General features: G+C 61.1%; 15 protein-coding genes and 1 pseudogene. 12 read left to right on the top strand and 4 right to left on the bottom strand.

Translation table 11 applies throughout. The features are described 5' to 3' along the window. A partial coding sequence (locus LCF59_RS16285; RefSeq protein WP_292288678.1) for a SurA N-terminal domain-containing protein occupies window positions 1-374 on the bottom strand: 374 nt, incomplete at its 3' end. A gap of 435 nt (window positions 375-809) precedes the next feature. Next, window positions 810-1,406, bottom strand: a complete 597-nt coding sequence (locus LCF59_RS16280) for an IS607 family transposase (RefSeq protein ID WP_292288677.1) — start codon at window positions 1,404-1,406, stop codon at window positions 810-812. A gap of 115 nt (window positions 1,407-1,521) precedes the next feature. Here LCF59_RS16280 and LCF59_RS16275 point away from each other — a divergent pair, with 115 nt between their 5' ends. The 10 genes from LCF59_RS16275 to LCF59_RS16230 all read left to right on the top strand — a co-directional run bounded on the left by LCF59_RS16275 (window position 1,522) and on the right by LCF59_RS16230 (window position 14,016). Beyond that, on the top strand, window positions 1,522-2,691 hold the full coding sequence (locus LCF59_RS16275) for an MFS transporter (protein ID WP_292288676.1): 1,170 nt from the start codon (window positions 1,522-1,524) through the stop codon (window positions 2,689-2,691). A 62-nt stretch (window positions 2,692-2,753) separates the two neighbouring features. Then, a complete protein-coding gene (gene pdxA, locus LCF59_RS16270; protein ID WP_292288675.1) occupies window positions 2,754-3,839 on the top strand; it encodes a 4-hydroxythreonine-4-phosphate dehydrogenase PdxA in 1,086 nt (361 codons plus the stop codon). Next, a complete protein-coding gene (gene aldA / locus LCF59_RS16265) occupies window positions 3,815-5,293 on the top strand; it encodes an aldehyde dehydrogenase (protein ID WP_292288674.1) in 1,479 nt (492 codons plus the stop codon). Before pdxA ends, aldA begins: the two co-directional genes overlap by 25 nt. A 30-nt stretch (window positions 5,294-5,323) precedes the next feature. Continuing rightward, entirely contained in the window at window positions 5,324-6,094 is a 771-nt protein-coding gene (locus tag LCF59_RS16260; RefSeq protein WP_292288673.1) for an ATP-binding cassette domain-containing protein, read from the top strand. Continuing rightward, window positions 6,091-7,089 carry an ABC transporter permease gene (locus tag LCF59_RS16255; protein WP_292288672.1) on the top strand — a complete coding sequence of 333 codons (999 nt, stop codon included), beginning with the start codon at window positions 6,091-6,093 and terminating at the stop codon, window positions 7,087-7,089. The genes LCF59_RS16260 and LCF59_RS16255 overlap by 4 nt, the downstream gene beginning before the upstream one ends. Window positions 7,090-7,129: 40 nt before the next feature. Then, complete coding sequence (locus tag LCF59_RS16250; RefSeq protein WP_292288671.1) at window positions 7,130-8,143, top strand: sugar ABC transporter substrate-binding protein; 1,014 nt, start codon at window positions 7,130-7,132, stop codon at window positions 8,141-8,143. A gap of 187 nt (window positions 8,144-8,330) precedes the next feature. Then, complete coding sequence (locus tag LCF59_RS16245; RefSeq protein WP_292288670.1) at window positions 8,331-10,079, top strand: sigma-54-dependent Fis family transcriptional regulator; 1,749 nt, start codon at window positions 8,331-8,333, stop codon at window positions 10,077-10,079. Between the two features lie 182 nt (window positions 10,080-10,261). Continuing rightward, on the top strand, window positions 10,262-12,061 hold the full coding sequence (locus LCF59_RS16240; protein WP_292288669.1) for an NAD(P)/FAD-dependent oxidoreductase: 1,800 nt from the start codon (window positions 10,262-10,264) through the stop codon (window positions 12,059-12,061). A gap of 491 nt (window positions 12,062-12,552) precedes the next feature. Further along, complete coding sequence (locus LCF59_RS16235; RefSeq protein ID WP_292288668.1) at window positions 12,553-13,038, top strand: hypothetical protein; 486 nt, start codon at window positions 12,553-12,555, stop codon at window positions 13,036-13,038. 39 nt (window positions 13,039-13,077) lie between these two features. Beyond that, entirely contained in the window at window positions 13,078-14,016 is a 939-nt protein-coding gene (locus LCF59_RS16230; RefSeq protein ID WP_292288667.1) for a zincin-like metallopeptidase domain-containing protein, read from the top strand. Window positions 14,017-14,159: 143 nt separating this feature from the next. Here the strand turns inward: LCF59_RS16230 and LCF59_RS16225 are convergent, their stop codons facing one another. Further along, window positions 14,160-14,699: a GNAT family N-acetyltransferase gene (locus tag LCF59_RS16225; protein WP_292288666.1), complete on the bottom strand. Its 540-nt coding sequence runs from the start codon at window positions 14,697-14,699 to the stop codon at window positions 14,160-14,162. Window positions 14,700-15,069: 370 nt separating this feature from the next. Beyond that, window positions 15,070-15,900, bottom strand: a pseudogene (locus LCF59_RS17800) (MerR family transcriptional regulator); the annotation flags it as partial. Between the two features lie 198 nt (window positions 15,901-16,098). On the opposite strand from LCF59_RS17800, the gene LCF59_RS16210 reads away from it, so the two are divergent. Both LCF59_RS16210 and LCF59_RS16205 read left to right on the top strand, forming a co-directional pair. After that, a complete protein-coding gene (locus tag LCF59_RS16210; protein WP_292288663.1) occupies window positions 16,099-16,488 on the top strand; it encodes a DUF3768 domain-containing protein in 390 nt (129 codons plus the stop codon). Between the two features lie 156 nt (window positions 16,489-16,644). Continuing rightward, a partial coding sequence (locus tag LCF59_RS16205) for a ParB/RepB/Spo0J family partition protein (protein ID WP_292288662.1) occupies window positions 16,645-17,729 on the top strand: 1,085 nt, incomplete at its 3' end.

Raw genomic sequence — 17,729 nt, 5'->3', positions numbered from 1 at the left:
AGCAGTGTCTGCTGAAACGTATCATCCGGGAATTCCTGTTGGATCGATGTAACCGCTGATTCCAGTTCCGCTTCGGAAATCTCGATTCTCAGTTCTGCCGCCCTGTGGCAAAAAATCAATTCCGCGATCATCTGATTCAACAACTGAAGCCGGAGACGTTGTAATACGGCCTGTTTCTGAATCAGATTATGCGGATAAGCGGCCTTGGCAATTTCCAGAGCCTGATGATATTCCGCTACGGTCAGCCGTTGCTGTCCGACCCGAATCAAATCATCCGAAGCATGCTCCAGCGAAGTGGTCTCGCTGCATCCGCTCAGCGCGAGGAACAGGACCGGAAGCGCTGTCCACCGGAATAAACATCTTGACAAAATCATCAGCCCGTCCCTCTGAATTACCGGTATTCCCAAACGGGAAAACCACGGTCAAATCAAATCGGATTTTCGTGCTCGTTCTATTTTAATAGCTCTGGACTTGAACTTCATTCCGGAAACAGATAAACGTTCCAAAACAACCGTAGTCTCACCGGAAAGAGATCTTACAAATAAATTGATGGTTCGACCTATTTCGTTATTAACAAAGCCGTTCAGTTTTTCATTGCATAATGAAACAGGCTCTAAACCTTTTTTCTCCAGATAGACATTGAGTTTCTGCTTTCTGCGACGTTTCAAATCATTTTGTTGAATTTTGTCTTTTAATCTTGATGAAAACTGTCCAAAGTGTTGTGTTGATGTTGTAATCAGATTTTTAATACCTAAATCAACACCAATTATTCCGAATGAAGTTTAATATGCGTGATAGCTCGATGCAGTTTATGATTCTTTATCTTCTTTCTTTTCTTTCTCATAGCACAACTCTTTTATCATTTTTTCTGTTTTCCGTTTGCTCCGTCGCTGTCCGTACAGACGAGCACAAAAACTGGTAATTACAGATACGAAGTCTTGGATGAGATCTTCTTTGTCGGTCGTATTTTGGTTGAGAATAACCAGTTCACAACCAATATGATCACATAGAATTTCGATATAATTAACACCGAAACGCGCTAATCTGTCTTTATGTTCAACAACCAGTTTTGTTGCCTGACCTTTAGACAGGATAGCTGCTAATTTTTTACGATTGTCATTGAGACCAGAACCGATTTCTTTAATATTTGAGTGTGTTTGCCAACCTTTTGCATTGCAGGAATCTATCAGTCGCTGAGATTGGCTTTCCAGATTGGATTTATTTTCAGAAGAACTTACTCTGGCATAAGTAACGACACACTCTGCTTTTTGTATTTTTTGTTCATCCGGGACGATAATGGCTCCGGATACCAATTTATATGCGTTTGGGATTTTTCCTGTTCTGAAATATTCCCAGGCGGTTCGGTACGTAACACCTTGTTTTTTTGCCCAGTCAGATAATTTCATAATTATATATATTTATGTATATTATTCTATTTTCAACTATTTTTTTCTATATTTTTAATTAATATTTTTTATACCGGCCCATCCGTTTTGTTTGATCTCTACAGGAAAAAGCGCCATGTCACATAAAACATCCAGAACATCGGTATCGCTGGTCACTTCCATGACAACCTTCATGTTACCCTTCATGGTATCAGCGGTCAATATTGCGCTTCCCGCCATCCAGGCTGAATTTGCGGCGGATTCGGTGCTGCTCAGCTGGATCGCGACCGCCTATCTGCTGGCAACGGCGGTATTTCTCGTACCGATCGGTAAAATCGCCGATATTTACGGCCGTCGCAAAGTCTTTGTTCTCGGCACGATCCTGTTTACCATTTCAGCTGCGGTTTCCGCCTGGGCGCCTTCTTCCGTCAGGTGCAGGAACAGGTCCTCCAGCGTCGCCTCCTCGGTGACGAAGTCCCGGACGCTCGCCGCCGCCCTGGTCGCACGGCAACCCGACCATGACATCGTGCTGACATCGGCCCTGCCGGAACAGGGCCGCATCGTCGCGGGCGGGCGCGTTGTGACGCTCGGAACGGTCGAACCCGTGAATGTGCCTGAAGACCTTGCGCGCTATGGGGTTGCCTGCGCGGCGGCCCGCCCCGGAGACGCCGTGCCGCGCGGGGTCAGCCTGTGGGACGCGGCCACCGACGATGACCTTGACCAGATTGCTGCCACGGCCTTGCAGAGCGCACGGCCTGTCATCTTTTGCGGGTCTGCCGGGCTTGCAGCTGCCGTGTGCCGTGCGCGCGGCGGCATGCCCCCTGCGTCGTGCCAAATCGTCGGGCCGGTTCTGATGTTGGTTGGCACGAACCATCCGGCGACACAGCAACAGGTTGCGGCGGTCGCGGCGTCGCCCGGTTATCCTGTCGTCAGGCTGGGGGGCGCTGCCGCCGGATGGGACGCGGTGGCCGATCATCTTGCTGGCGGAAGCTCGTGCGCCGTGACCGTGGATCTTGCGCCGAACACCGACAGGCGCGAGGCCGCCATGCAGATCGAATGCACCTTTGCGGCGCTGCTGGCGCGGATTGCAATGCCGCCAACGCTGTTCGTCACGGGCGGCGCCACGCTGATGGGGGTTGCAAGGCGCCTGGGGGGCGACGGGCTTCGGGTGGCCGGGCAGGTCGCACCCGGTACGCCGCTTTCGACCCTTGTCGGCAGCCGTTTCCATGGAGTCAGCGTGGTGACAAAATCTGGAGGCTTTGGAAAACCCGATTGCCTGAAGCGCCTTTTGGATGACGCCGGTTGACAGAGTTTGATTTTTTATACAATATTTTGAAGTAACCTGACGAATATTGGTCATGTGGGGCTGTGAAAATCTTGCGACTGGCAGTAACAATGGGCGACCCGGCCGGGATTGGACCAGAGATCATCGTCAAGGCATTCGACGAGATCAGCCGCCGATCCGGAACCGCACCGCAACTGGTGGCGATCGGAAGTGCGGTCGCGTTGCACCAGATGGCGGACGTGCTGAAGCTTCCGGCGCCACCGGTGATCAATGCCGATGATGTCACAACGGCCGGACCGCTGTCGGTTCTGCCTGTCGACGGGGATGTCGTTCCCGCGCTTGGCCAGGTCAGCCCAGAGGGTGGCCGCCTTGCATATCTTGCAATCGAGACGGCGGTGGAACTGGCCCTGGCTGGCAAGATCGACGGGATCGTGACCGCGCCGCTGAACAAGGAAGCCCTGAACCTTGCCGGATATCGCTACAGCGGCCATACTGACATGCTGGCCGATTTGACCGGCACGCGCGACACGGTGATGATGCTGGCGCATGGAAGCTTTCGCGTCACGCATCTGTCGACCCATGTTGCGCTTGCGGATGTGCCCCGGCTGCTGACCGCCGATCGGTTGAACCACGTTCTGCGACTGACCCATGACGCGCTTTCGAAGCTTGGGATCTCGGATCCGCGTATCGCCGTGGCGGCGCTCAACCCACATGCGGGGGAAGGCGGAATTTTCGGGCGCGAAGATATGGATGTGACCGCGCCCGTGGTGGCGGAATGGCAGCAGCAAGGATATGCCGTTCAAGGCCCCGTACCCGGCGACACGGTGTTCGTGAACTTGCGGGGCGAGCGGTATGATGCGGTTGTGGCCATGTATCACGACCAGGGGCATATCCCGGTCAAGCTGCTGGGTTTCCGCACCAATCCCGACACCGGCGCCTGGGAGGCGCTGAACGGCGTGAACGTCACGCTCGGGCTTCCGATCATCCGGACGTCGGTCGATCATGGCACGGCTTTCGACATCGCCGGGCAGAACCGCGCGAGCGCGGAAAGCCTTGTTGAGGCCATTGATTACGCAATGGCGCTCGCCGAAGCACGAAACAAGACCGGGCAGGAACTGCCCAGCATCGAGGGAGGAACAATCACATGGCAGAAGGCAAACCGGCCGTAGAAATGCTCATCGATGGCCGTTTTCGGGATGGATCTGCCATGAGGGCGGTTGTCAATCCCGCCGACGGCAAGCCGTTCGTGGATGTGCCGCTGGCGGATGCGGCGATGACGCACGAAGCGCTGGCCGCCGCGCGGCGTGCACAGCCGGCATGGGGGGCGAAGGCTCCGCTCGAACGTGCCGGCGTGATGCGGGACATCGCCCGCTTGATCCGCGCGGACGCCGAGACATACGCACGGCTGATCGTGCGCGAGCAAGGCAAGACCATCAAGGAGGCCCGCGGCGAGGTCGGCGGGGCCGCGGAATTCTTTGACTTCTTCTCCGAGTACGCGCGGCGTATCCAGGGCGAGATCCTGCCGTCCGATGTGGCTGGTGAGCAGATCTGGATCCAACGCGTGCCCGCGGGGGTCGTCGGGGCGATCATCCCTTGGAACTATCCGTTCGCGCTTGTGGCGCGGAAGGTCGCGCCCGCGCTGATCGCCGGTGACACGATCGTTCTGAAAAGCCATGAAGATACGCCGCTGTCGGCGCTCGCGATGGCGCGCATCTTCGACAGGGCGGGTGTGCCGCCGGGTGTCGTGAATATCCTGACCGGGACCGGCCCTGTCGTGGGCGAGGCGCTGTGCACGGCCCCTGATGTCGACTTGCTGACGATGACTGGCAGCGTGCCGACCGGCAAACGGATCATGACCAATGCGGCGCAGCATCTGACGCCTGTTTCGTTGGAACTCGGGGGCAAGGCCCCATTCATCGTGATGCCCGATGCCGATCTCGATCAGGCGGTCCGGGCCGCGGCCACGTCACGTTACATGAATTGCGGTCAGGTCTGCATCTGCAACGAACGTACCTATGTGCATCGCGATATTCACGACGCATTCGTGGAAAGGTTCATCGCCTTCAGCCGCACGCTCCGGGTAGGCGATCCGATGGAGGATGCGACCGACATCGGCCCGAAAGTCAGTCTCGCCGAACTGGAAAAGGTGGAGGCGCGCGTCGCAGAGGCCGTCAGCGCAGGGGCAGAGGTGCTTCTGGGAGGTGCACGGCCCGAGGGTCCGGATTTCACCGGAGGGTACTATTACACGCCAACGGTTCTCGGTGGTGTGACACCAGGCATGGACATCCTGAAACAGGAAACGTTCGGTCCGGTCATTCCGATCGTGCCGTTCGACACGCTCGACGACGTCGTCGCCGAGGCCAATGACAGCGACTATGGCCTTTCCGCATACCTGTACACAAACGACATGCAGACGATCATGCGGGCAGTCAACGAGGTCGCGTTTGGTGAGCTTTACGTGAATCGCATCGGCCCAGAGGCGCTTCAAGGCTTTCACGTCGGCTATCGCCATAGCGGGATCGGCGGAGATGACGGGCTGCACGGACTGGAAACGTATCTGCGCAAAAAGACCGTTTACCTGAACTATTCCGGCGACCCGACGGTGCCGCTGATGCCGTACTGAGGTGCAATTTCGCGATGGGAGGAAGCGAACATGACGGAAAACGGACAGCTCTTGCTGGAGCTGAGAAACCTGGAAAAGAGCTTTGGCGGCTTGCGCGCGCTGCAGGGCGCATCGCTTGAAATCGCTCAGGGCCAAACCGTGGCGCTGGTCGGCGACAACGGTGCCGGCAAGTCGACCCTGGTAAAGGCGATCGCCGGGATTCAGCCGGCCGACAGCGGCCAGATCCGATTGCGCGGACAGGATGTGACGATTTCCAGCCCGAAGGATGCGGGCGAGATGGGCATCGAGGTCGTGTACCAGGATCTTGCCCTGGCCAACTCGCTTGACGTGGCCGGCAACATCTTTCTTGGCGAAGAACCGCTGAAGGTCAAACTGGGCTGGTTCTCGGTTCCCGACACGAAGCAGATGGATGCTGAAACCGCGGAAACGCTGGAACGTCTGCGCATTCGCATCCCGGATCCCGGCCGGCCGGTCGCAAACCTGTCCGGCGGACAGCGGCAGGCGGTCGCGATCGGTCGATCGATCCGCAAGGGTGCGCGCGAACTTCTGGTGCTGGACGAACCGACGGCCGCGCTCGGCGTGGAAGAAGTGCGCAAGGTGCTTGGCCTGATCGGCACACTCAAGGACGAAGGTCAGACGATGATGATCGTTTCGCACGATCTGGAGCATGTTTTCATGGTCTCCGACCTCATCGCGGTGATGCGGCAGGGCCGCGTCGTTGCGACCGTCAAGACCAGTGACGTAACAAAAACCGACGTCGTCGGCCTGATCGTCGGCGATATCGAGGGAGCAGTGGCATGAGCGAGCAGACCAGCAAGATGAAACAGGGCACGGGGCTGCGCATTCCAGGGCTCGAAGCCTTGCGTGATGCGCCTTTCTTCAACGTGCTCATCGCCATCGTGGTTATCTACGTGATGCTGACGATCCTGACCGGGGAAACGTTCAACACCGTCAACAACCAGATCACGATCATGCGGGCCGCGTCGGTGTTCCTCATCCTCGCGGTTGGACAGACGCTCGTCATGTCCACGGGCGGCATCGACATCTCGACGGGGTCGATGATCGGTGCCGTGGGTGCCATCATCGGTATCGGGCTTGAGAGCGGATGGATGCCTGCGGGCCTTGCGCTGCCGGCCGCGATACTGCTTGGGGCGGCACTTGGCGCGTTCAACGGGTTCAACGTGACGGTTCTGGGTGTTCCCCCGCTGCTTGCGACGCTGGGCACCTTCGTGGCCTATCGCGGCTTTACGCAGTACTTCATGGGTGTGAACCTTGTGACGGGTCTGCCGGACATCATCACAACCATCGGCCGCGCCTACTTTCTTGGTGTGCCTGTGCCGGTCTGGACCGCGTTGGTCGTCACCTTCCTGGGCTGGTTCGTTCTGCGGCGAACGATCTACGGGCGCTACATCATCGCCATTGGATCAAATCCGGCAGCGGCCCGGGCCACGCGGATCAACGTCCGTGCCATCACCGCATCAACCTACATCATTCAAGGGGCCTGTGCCGGGCTTGCGGCGCTTGTGCTGATGGGGCGGCTCGACTCGGCCTCCGCTGCCATGGGGGAAGGGCTGGAACTGCACATCATCGCGGCTGTCGTCCTCGGGGGCACCTACCTGTTTGGCGGAAGTTCGACCATGGTCGGCACCCTGCTCGGCGTCTACCTGATCGGGATGCTGGAAAACGGGCTGATCCAGACCGGCGCAGGCTTTTTTGTCCAGAAGATGATCCTCGGTCTGCTGATCATCGGGGCGGTCGCGCTGCAACTTCATCAAAAGAAAAAGAGACCGACGTGAAGTCGGCGAAACAAGACATCCATTCAAGGAGGAGAAACTCATGAAGACTTTGGTATCATTCACTCTCGCTGCGGGGCTTGCAGCGTCAGGGCCCGCCATGGCGCAGGACGACCCGCTGCGCATCGGCTTCGTATCGCATCAGCACGACATCACCGATCTGTTCGGCCAGCTTGAAATCGGCTTTCGCGACCGGCTCGATGAAGAGGGACTGGAATACGAGATGTTCCAGGCCAATCCGACCGCATCGGGGCGCCATGATGAGATGCTCAACATTCTCGAAAACATGGCAAATCTCAACCTCGACTACATGGTCTTCGGGCCCTCGAGCCTGAGCCAGAACTCGTCGGGACTGGTGTCTGTCGCAGATGCGGGCACGAAGCTCCTGATGGTCGATTACGAACCCGGAGAGGGCGAGGAGTTCGCGTTCGACGATGCGGTGCTCAACTGGTCGGTCTACAATCATGGCCAGATGGGCGAGGCGACCGGGGAATGGATCGCCGAGCACTTCAAGTCGCAAGACGAGGAAAATGCCGATATCATCATGATCTGGGGGCCGGTCGCGTCCGAGATCAGCCAGGCGCGGGGCAATGGCGTGCTGCGTGGCATGGAAGAGACCGATGGGTTCACGGCGAATATCATCTATGAAGGCTATGGCGACTTTCAGCGTGAACTGGCCTATGCGGAAGTCGAGCGTGCAATGATTGCCTATCCACAGGTGGACGCGATCGTCGCCATGAATTCCGTGATGGCGATGGGCACGATGTCCGCGCTGGAAGCGCACGGATCGATCGACGATGTCGTCGTGACCGGGATGGGCGGCCAGCCGGATGAGCTGGAAATGGTCGCGCGCGGCAAGATCGGCGTGGCGGTCTTCCGGGATCCGCGTAACATGGGTGCCAACTCCGCCGAAGCGTTGATCATGGACCTGAACGGTAACACCGAGGACATTCCGAAGGTCAGCTACACAGCGCTGCGCACGCTCGATTCCGTCGACTCGATCCGGCAGTATGTCCCTAAAGAGATGCTCGATATCGACGCCAAAATGGCTGAGTAAGACGTCAAGGCGCATGAAAGCAGTGCCGGACAGCGGGGTCTCGCTGTCCGGCAGCACATCCGGTTTTGCACAGCCGCCGCACGGGCGTGTCGCCCGAACGACAGGCTTTGCCCAACTTCGCAAGGCGTGATGGCGTGAATGCGGATCGCGGGTTAGTCTGGATCGGGGCGACCCTGGGGAGGACAGGATGCGCGACCTGGACCACGTGGAGGAGATCGACCGCGTTCTGCGCGGACAGGATACCGGACGGGACCGGCTGGTGTCGGACAGCTGGCAACGCTGTGTCGAAACCTACGGCATGGACCCGTCACGTCCCGACCCGGCGCATATCGTCACCGAGACCGAGCTGCGGCAGCACCGGGAACAGTCCGAGCGGCTGATCGCAACCGCGCGATCCGGGTTGCAGGAACTGTTCCGGCAAGTGGCGGGGCAGAACTATGTCCTGCTGCTGGCCGATGCGACGGGGGTCTGCGTCGATTTCTTCGGCGACACGCGCTTTGAAGATCAGCTGCGTGACGCCGGGCTGTACCTGGGGTCGAATTGGACCGAAGACCTGGCGGGGACCTGTGGTGTCGGGTCATGCATCGTGACCGGGGAGGCGATCACGATCCATCAGAGTGACCATTTCGGGCTGGCGCATACGCCGCTGTCCTGCACCGCGGCCCCGATCCACGACACCAAGGGCGAGCTGGTCGCGGTTCTTGATATCTCATTGCTGCGCTCGCCGTCACCGAAGTCATCGCAGAACCTGGCGATGGGATTGGTGACAGATTCTGTGCGGCGGGTGGAGATGGCGAATTTGATGGCCATGACCCGACGGGACTGGGTGTTGCGGGTGTCGACCAGCCCGGAATTCCTGGAGGTCGACCCGGAAGCGGCCCTGGCGCTCGACGGATCGGGGCGGATCCTTGGCATGACGTCAGGCGCACGGCGCGTGCTCGACCCCGAGGGCGGCGGCAGTCTGATCGGTGCGCGGATCGACGATTTCATGGACCTGACGGTGGACGACCTGCCGGATTTGATGCGCGGGCGACCAAGCGAGGAGCGGGTGCTGCGCATGAAGGATGGTCGCGGCTTGTTCGGGCATGCAATTTCGCCACAAAAACCGCTCCGAAGCCGGGTCAATCGCCCGCGTGACGCCGCATTGGAGGGCGCGCTTGGCAGTCTTGCTGGGGCGGACCCCGTGCTGGAAGACGTGCTCGGCAAAGCGGCGCGGTTGGCTCCGACGCCGATCCCGCTCCTGATCTCGGGGGAGACGGGGACCGGAAAAGAAAAGATGGCGCGTGCGATTCATGTCTCGGGGTCGATGGGCCGCGTTTTCCACACCCTGCGCTGCGCCACGGCCGGGGATCTTGCCGCGCTGACACAGGCCGAGCCGGGAACATTGTTTCTGCGCGGGGTCGAGGACCTCGATGCGCAGATGCAGGCCAGTCTGCTGGCGCTTCTCGATACGGCATCCCATCTGCGCGTCGTGGCTTCCTGCCGCACTGCCCCCGGCCTTTTGGCCGAAACGATGCGCCCGGATCTCTATCACCGGCTGGCGGGCGCGGTGCTGAGCTTGCCACCGCTGCGGCATCGGACCGATATGGACTGGCTGATCGACCGGCTGCTGCGGCGGCGCTGCAATGATGATCTGCGTCTCTCGCTCACGGCCAGAGCCGAGTTGAAATCACGGGCATGGGCCGGCAATATCCGCGAGCTGGAGTCGGCGCTGGACGTGGCCATCGCCCTCTGCGAAGGGCGGGTCATCGACCTGCCGGACCTGCCATTGGCGCAGGAGCGCCAGGCCGCCACGGACTATTCGCGGCACGAAGACCTCGAAACGCTGATGGTGGCCTGCGGCTGGAATATGGCCCAGGCGGCGCGACGGCTCGGGGTGAACCGCTCGACCGTGCTGCGGCGCTTGCGCAAGGCACGGCTGACGCCACCGGAGTAGGGGTCCCGGGCCGTTTCAACATGTTGCGCAGATGTTGCGCACGCAACGCGCCGGGCTCTTGAAGCGGCGATTGACCTGTCTCGGTCACGATTGGCATTGCCTGAACCGCTCTTCCCTTGCCAGCCTCCCAGTCGGAGGAAATTCGAACCAACACAGGCTCGAACCAACACAGGGAGGAGCAGATGCTCGACACGACACTTGCTGACCAAACGCAAGCGATACTCGATGAATTCGGGTCCGCGCTCGAAAAGGGCGACATTTCCGCGGCATGTGACATGTTCCAGGACGAATGTTACTGGCGCGACCTCGTCACGTTCACCTGGAACCTCAAGACGGTGGAGGGCAAGGACGAGATCGCCGACATGCTGTCCCACCAGCTTGACAAGACGGCTCCCACTGGCTGGACCCTCGCCGAGGGGGAGGTGCCGACCCAAGAGGACGGTGTCACCACCGCCTGGATCGAGTTCGAAACAGCGGTGGCGCGGGGCTACGGCCTGATGCGGCTCAAGGGTGACAAGATCTGGACCCTGCTGACGACGATGGTGGAACTGAAGGGCCACGAGGAACCCGCGGGGTTCAACCGACCTCTGGGCGCCAAGCACGGGGCCGAGAAGAACCGTGAGAGCTGGCAAGAAGAGCGTGACCGCGAGGCCGCCGAGTTGGGGTACAAGACGCAGCCCTATTGCCTGATCATCGGCGGCGGGCAAGGCGGGATCGCCATGGGCGCGCGCCTGCGGCAGTTGGGCGTGCCGACGATCATTGTCGAGCGCAACGCGCGCCCCGGAGACAGCTGGCGCAACCGATACAAGTCGCTCTGCCTGCATGACCCGGTCTGGTATGATCACCTGCCCTATATCAAGTTCCCCGAGAATTGGCCCGTCTTCGCGCCGAAGGACAAGATCGGCGATTGGCTGGAGATGTACACCAAGGTCATGGAGCTGAACTACTGGACAAACACCACGGCCAAGAGCGCGGAATTCGACGAGGAAACGCAAGAATGGACCGTCGTGGTGGACCGCGATGGCGAGGAGGTGGTCCTGAAGCCCAGGCAACTGGTCATGGCCACCGGCATGTCGGGCAAGAAGCGGATGCCGGACTTCCCCGGCATGGACAGCTTCAAGGGGACACAACAGCATTCCTCCGAGCACGCGGGTCCGGACCGCTGGGCGGGCAAGAAGGTGGTTGTCGTGGGATCGAACAACTCGGCCCACGATATCTGTGCCGCGCTTTGGGAGAACGACGCCGACGTGACCATGGTGCAGCGGTCCTCGACACATATCGTGCGGTCGGACTCGCTGATGGAGATCGGCCTTGGTGCGCTCTATTCCGAAGAGGCGGTGCGCGCCGGCGTGACGACCGAAAAGGCGGACCTTATCTTTGCCTCGCTGCCCTATCGCATTCTGCACGAGTTCCAGATCCCGGCCTACGAACAGATGAAGGAGCGCGACAAGGCGTTCTACGAGGGGCTCGAAAAGGCGGGCTTCTGGCTTGACTGGGGCGATGACGGCTCGGGCCTGTTCATGAAGTACCTCAGGCGCGGATCAGGCTACTACATCGACGTCGGCGCCAGCCAGTTGATCATCGACGGCAAGGTGAAGCTGAAGCGCGGACAGGTGACAAAGCTCGATGAAACAGGTGTGATCCTCGACGATGGCACGCATCTGGACGCAGACCTGGTGGTCTATGCCACCGGCTACAACTCCATGAACGGGTGGGTCGCCGACCTGATGGGCCAGGGCAAGGCCGACCAGCTTGGCAAGTGCTGGGGCCTCGGGTCGGACACGACGAAAGACCCCGGCCCGTGGGAAGGCGAGCAGCGCAACATGTGGAAGCCAACGCAGGTGCCGAACTTGTGGATGCATGGCGGCAACCTGCACCAGTCGCGACACTACTCGCAATTCCTGTCACTGCAGATCAAGGCGCGGATGGAAGGTATTGAAACCCCGGTTTACGGGTTGCAGGACGTCCATCACCTGGGGTGAGACGGACATGTGAACAGCCCCCGGCATTTACGTGCCGGGGACCCGTTTGATCTGCGTGCAAGGCCTCATAACATGGCCTCAGCGGGGCAGGTCAGGGCCACTTGGAACTTGCGACGATGCAGGCTTGGAAAGCCCCGCGCGCGCACGCGGGCACCGGTTTAGCGCTTCCCGGCCATGGTCAGTGCCGCGACACGCCAGTTGAAATCCTCCGACCCGGCGAGACGGGTCATGGACCCTCTTCCTGAATATGCCCAAGCCGTCGGGTTTACGGGACATCCAAAGCCACGAATGTGCGGCCGAACTGAAGGTGTGAGGTCAGTTATCGCCGGTGCCAAGCGCCCGGGTCTGCCCAGTGCTCTTGTTCCAGCGAACACGACTGGGACAGGGTATTGGAAAAAAGAAAAGTGTTCTTCGGGTTTTTGTGACTGACGGATGAGGGCCTTTGGGGTGCCTCTGACGGGTCCGGGCCGGGTTCCGGTCTGACTTTCCTGATGAAGGGCATTCCCATGCAAACAGGTGTCTTGCGCGTGCTCCGCGCGACCGCTGCCGCGTGGTGGCGACACAAGGAATTACGCCGAACCGGCCAGACGGGGCAGGCACAGCGGCTCGAGCGGGAGACCGTCCTGCGTGATCTCGGCTATCTGAAGCAGGTGGCGTTATTGCCGGGTGCGCATGTGATCTGCGGCGAGGGCGGCACATTCATCCATCTCGGTTGGACCACCGTGTCCACCCTTGCGCCGATCGAGCGCTTTCCCTTGGCCGCACTTGCGGTCGCACGAGGGACGCCCTTCATCGATATCCGACCCGTCACAGATGTCATCGCCTTCGCGCACCTGCCGCGCGTGGCGCGGGACGGATCGGTCGACCCTGACTTTTCGGGGCCCGGCAGATCCGTTCAACTGACCACCTACATCGACATGGTCGAAGAACTTGGCGCCAAGATCGCCAATGATCCGCGACCCCGTCAGTCAACCTGACCCCCAATCTTCTCACCAACACACGAAAGGACGCCAGCCATGGCCCGATCCCGCACGCCAAAATTCGATGCCTCCGAGGTCATCACGAACGAAATCATCCGCATCATCGAGCGCGGCGTCCTGCCGTGGCGCAAGCCCTGGACCGCAGGTGGCAGCTCGCGCCCCCTGCGCGTGGGCGGTGAGCCCTACCAGGGGGTGAACAACTTCCTGCTGACCATGCGCACCGTGATGGCGGGCCACAGCTCGCCATTCTGGATGACGCTGCCGCAGGCCAATGCCTTGGACGCAAAGGTCCGCAAGGGCGAAAAGTCCTCTGTCGTCGTTTACTACGGTCAAAGCCGGAGGGACGCCGGCGATGAGGATGACCGCAGCGACGGGGATGATCGCTCCGAGGAGGCCCGCGTCTTCCGCTTCCAGAAATTCTACCGCGTGTTCAATGCCTGCCAGATCGAGGGGTTGCCCGACAGCTTCTATCCGGATCCCGAGCCAGAACCCGACCATCCGCCCGCGGAGCCCATCCCTCATATGCAGGCGTTTTTTGACGCCATCGACATCACGACCGTCTTCACCGGAACGGAAGCCTACTATCTGCCGCCCGTGGACAAGGTCTTCATGCCGTCCATCACGCGGTTTCAAAACCCGCCAAATTTTTATGGGGTTTGGGCCCATGAATTGGCCCATGCCACGAAATCCCCCCATCGGCTGAACCGGGATTTCGGGTTCTCGAAGTTCGGCAATACCTCCTACGCCCGCGAGGAGATCGTCGCGGAATTGACCTCGGTGTTCCTGGGTCAGGCGCTCGGCTTCACGGCGCATACGCTGGAGATGAATGCCGCCTACCTCCACAACTGGTTGCGCGTCCTTCGGTCAGACCAGGGCGCGATCTTCAGGCACGCGGCGGACGCACAGCGCGCTTGCGACTACCTGATCGCCAGATCGGAGGCGGGCAGGGCAGGGGAGGGTGCTCAGGCCGCTTGACTCCACTGCTACTGCGGACATGGAGATTGGCAACTGCTATCGGAAGCCGGGGACACGAGTAGGCTCTTTTGGTCCCGGACGCGGCTCGACCGGGCGCGCGCGCGGCGTCCGGCAGGAAAGCAGAGCAATCGCGTCCCGTGGGCTCACCAAAGCGCGGGATCGTCGAAGGCGGCAACGCTGCGGACTGGCCCGCTGAAGGGCGTCAGTGGCTCTTTGGTCAGGGACTGGGCGATCCAGCCCTCCGGCTGGCCCAGCGGTTGCGGCGCAGGCAGGTCGGCTTCCGAGACGGGCTCGAACCCAACACGGCCATAGAAGGCCGGATCGCCATAGGTGACCGCGATGTCCACGCCCTCCTGCCGGAGCGCATCGAGGCCGTCCGCGATCAGCCGCTGCCCGACGCCCTTGCCTTGGTGTTCTGTGGCGACCGCAACAGGGGCCATCATGAAGGCCGTGCGCGGATCGCCCGCATAGGTGAGACGCGTGAAAAAGATCCCGCCGAGGAGCGCGCCGTTTTCCCAGGCGGTGAACACGCGCAGATCCCCGGCGGGCGTCTCCGCGATCAGCCGGCGCGCGAGAGCGCCAATCAGCGCGCCTTCCTCCCCGCCCTCCGAGGCAGTGAAGGTTGACGCGAAGAGCTCCGCAATCGCCTCGGCGTGGGTTGTGTAGTCCGTTGAATAGTCCATGTCTCGATCCTCTCTGGTGCCTGGCGGGGTCAGACCCGCTCCAGCACGAAAACATCTCGTAGCCGAACTGCCCACGCCCGACCTCATGCACGGCGATCTCGCGGCGCAGGTCGTCAAGAACACGGCTCCCTGCGAGATCAGGCTCCAAGGCCTCGAGCCGCGCCGCGAGCGGGCGGTAGTAGGTATCCATCGCCTCGCGCCCCATGTCGAAATGGCCCAGGACGCGGTAGCTCGCGCGCCTGGCTTGTGCTGCGCGGGTCGCGGGCGTCGCCATGGCGGGGTATTCCGCGGCCCAGAAGGCGCGGACCTCGTCGTCGGGTGTGTCGGTCCGCCAGACCATGTCGGAGAACACCAGAACACCGCCGGGACGCAGGAGCGCCAGCCAGTTCGAAAGCGCCTTTTCCACGCCGAGGATATAGGCGCTGCCCTCGGACCAGATCACGTCCCAAGGACGCGTTGGGGCCGGGATTGCGGCCATGTCGACGTTCTGCACTTCGATCCGGTCATTGAGGCCGCGCACCGCGATCCGCGCCCTGAGTTTGCCCAACGCGACCTCGGCGGTGTCGGTGGCCGTGATCCGGGCTGTGCTCGCTTCCGCCAGCGTCCTCGTCGCCATGCCGGGGCCGCAGCCGATCTCGAGGATCGTCTCGGGCGCGAACGGCACCATCGCCAGCGCCCGGCGCGTCGCCTCGGCCGTTCCCGGGCCCCACCAGTCGAGGTCGGTGAACACCTCCATGAACCCGGCCATGTAGGCGTCGTGGGCGTTCATGTCCTTGGAGACCAGCGCGACCAGCTCCGCCTCCGCGTTGGAAAACCCCTGTGACATGAGCCAGGCGCGGTGCAGATCGGGCGCGACGCGCTCGACCTCCTCGTGCCAGTCCTTGAGGCTCGACTGTCCGAGCAGAGCCGCCAGAAGGTCGCGCGACTCGCCCTTTTCGGCGATCTCCGCGTCCAGCACAGCCAGGCGCTGGATCAGCATGCCGCGGTCAAGCTTGCCATCGAGGCAGGACTGACATTCCTGCAAACTCAGCCCGCCGGCCTGAAGCTGCTGCATCAGACGCAGGCGCTGGCGGTCGGCATCGGTGTAGACGCGATAGCCGTTCGCCTGACGCTTGCCCTTCAGCAGCCCGAGCTTCTCGTAGTAGAGCAGCGTCGCGCGCGAGAGCCCTACGCTCTCCGCCAATTCCGATATCTGATACATCTGCTGCCTTGTCCGATTGCGTTGATTTCCAGCTTAAATGCTGTCCTAAGGTGTGAAGCCGTAGACAGGTCAAGCATTGATCGGACTGGTTGTCTGCTTTTTTGAATAGCCACAGCCGAATTTCCTGAAACCAAGGGCAGGTGGAAAAGAAAAAGCGGGCTTTGAGATGGGTGTTTCAACTTCTCAAAGGAATGTCCGATGACCATCACCGCACAACCCCAGACAGACCGCCCTGATCCGAGTGTGATCGCGGCGCAGAACGACGCGTTTCGCAAGCTCGCCTGCCTCGGGGTGCCGCCCGCGCAGTCCATCCAGGGCCGGATGCACGTCACCCGTTCGCTTATGGAGGCTGGCGACGGCTTCATGGCCGAGGCGGTGAAAGCCACCGGTGCGTTCGATACATTCGAGCCTGAGAATGACCCTGAAGGCTGGCACGAATTCGGGGCGGTCGAGATCCGGGGCGAGACCGTGTTCTGGAAGATCGACCTCTATGAGGCAGATTCCGATTTCCGCTACGGTGCCGAGGCCCCGGACAATCCCGCGACCACCATGCGCGTGCTGACCATCATGCTGGCGCGCGACTGGTAGAAGGGGAGGGCACACCTCCTCCTGACATCGCAGCCAATGAAGGCCCGCTGCTCCCACAAAGGGAGAGTGGGCCTTCTGTCGTTGTGATCCCCGAAGCCGGGGATTGGTCACGCGCGAGCGCGCGGGCCACACCTCACCCACCTGGAAGGATATCCCATGACCACAAGCTTTGCCCCTCTCACCGTCGCCATCGGCGATCTGGTCCCGCATCCCGCCAATGTGCGCAGCAACTCGCCGGAAACCTATGACCCCGAGAACATCGCGCATCTGAAGGCCAGCATCGCCGTTCTGGGCCTGCTCCAGCCGCTCCTGGTCCAGAAGCTTGACGGCAAATATGCTGTCCTCGCCGGTGGCCGACGCCATGCCGCGCTGAAGGAGCTGATCGCCGACAAGGCCACCAAGGGGTTCACGGCGAAGACCAAGGTGGACTGCCGCCTCGTGCCGGAAGACTGCGACGTCACCACGGCGCTGTCGCTCGCCGAGAACATCACCCAGGCGCCGATGAATGCCATCGACGAGTTCGAGGCTTTCGCCCGGATGATGGAGGTCGACGGCCAGACGCCCGAGACCATCGCAAAGACCTTCGGCACCACGGTGGCGGCCGTGAAAGGCCGGTTGCGCTATGGCCTGATCCACCCCGACATCCGCGCCGCGGCCCGGTCCAAGACGATCACGCTCGATACGATGAAGGCCTTTGCCGAGCACCCGAGCCAGGAGGTGCAGCGCGAAGTCTATGAGGCACTCACCAAGGAAGACAGCTACCTGCAAGCTTATACGGTGCGTCAGGCGCTCAAATCCCGCGGTGTGCAGGTCAGCGATGATATCGGGGCTTTCGTGCGCGAAGACTACGAGGCACGCGGCGGTGCCGTCGCGGCTGACCTTCTGGAAGAGCATTCCGTGCTCGAGGATGCAGCACTGGTCGAGACAATCCTGCTCGAGAAGCTCGGTGCCGCTGCCGAAGAGGCTCGCATAAAGCTGGGCTTTGCCTGGGCCGATGCGATGGTGCGCTATGATTACGCGACCATGGCCGACTATGGCCGCGTCTATCCCGGCCCGATCGAGCCGGATGAGGCTGCCCAGAAGCGCATCGATGAGATCACCGCCGAGCTCGAGCAACTGCAGCTCGAGATGGAGGATGAGGGGCTCGAGGACGGTGCCTACAATGCCCTTTACGACCGCGTGGATGCCTTGGAAGAGGAAGCCCGCGACCTGCAGGAGGCCTACAGCGCCGAGGACCTCGC

The organism is Marivita sp. (genome assembly GCF_020055675.1).
GTDB lineage: Bacteria > Pseudomonadota > Alphaproteobacteria > Rhodobacterales > Rhodobacteraceae > Marivita.
Note: the sequence above shows the minus strand (reverse complement) of the source record. Positions and strands in the feature narration are given on the sequence as shown.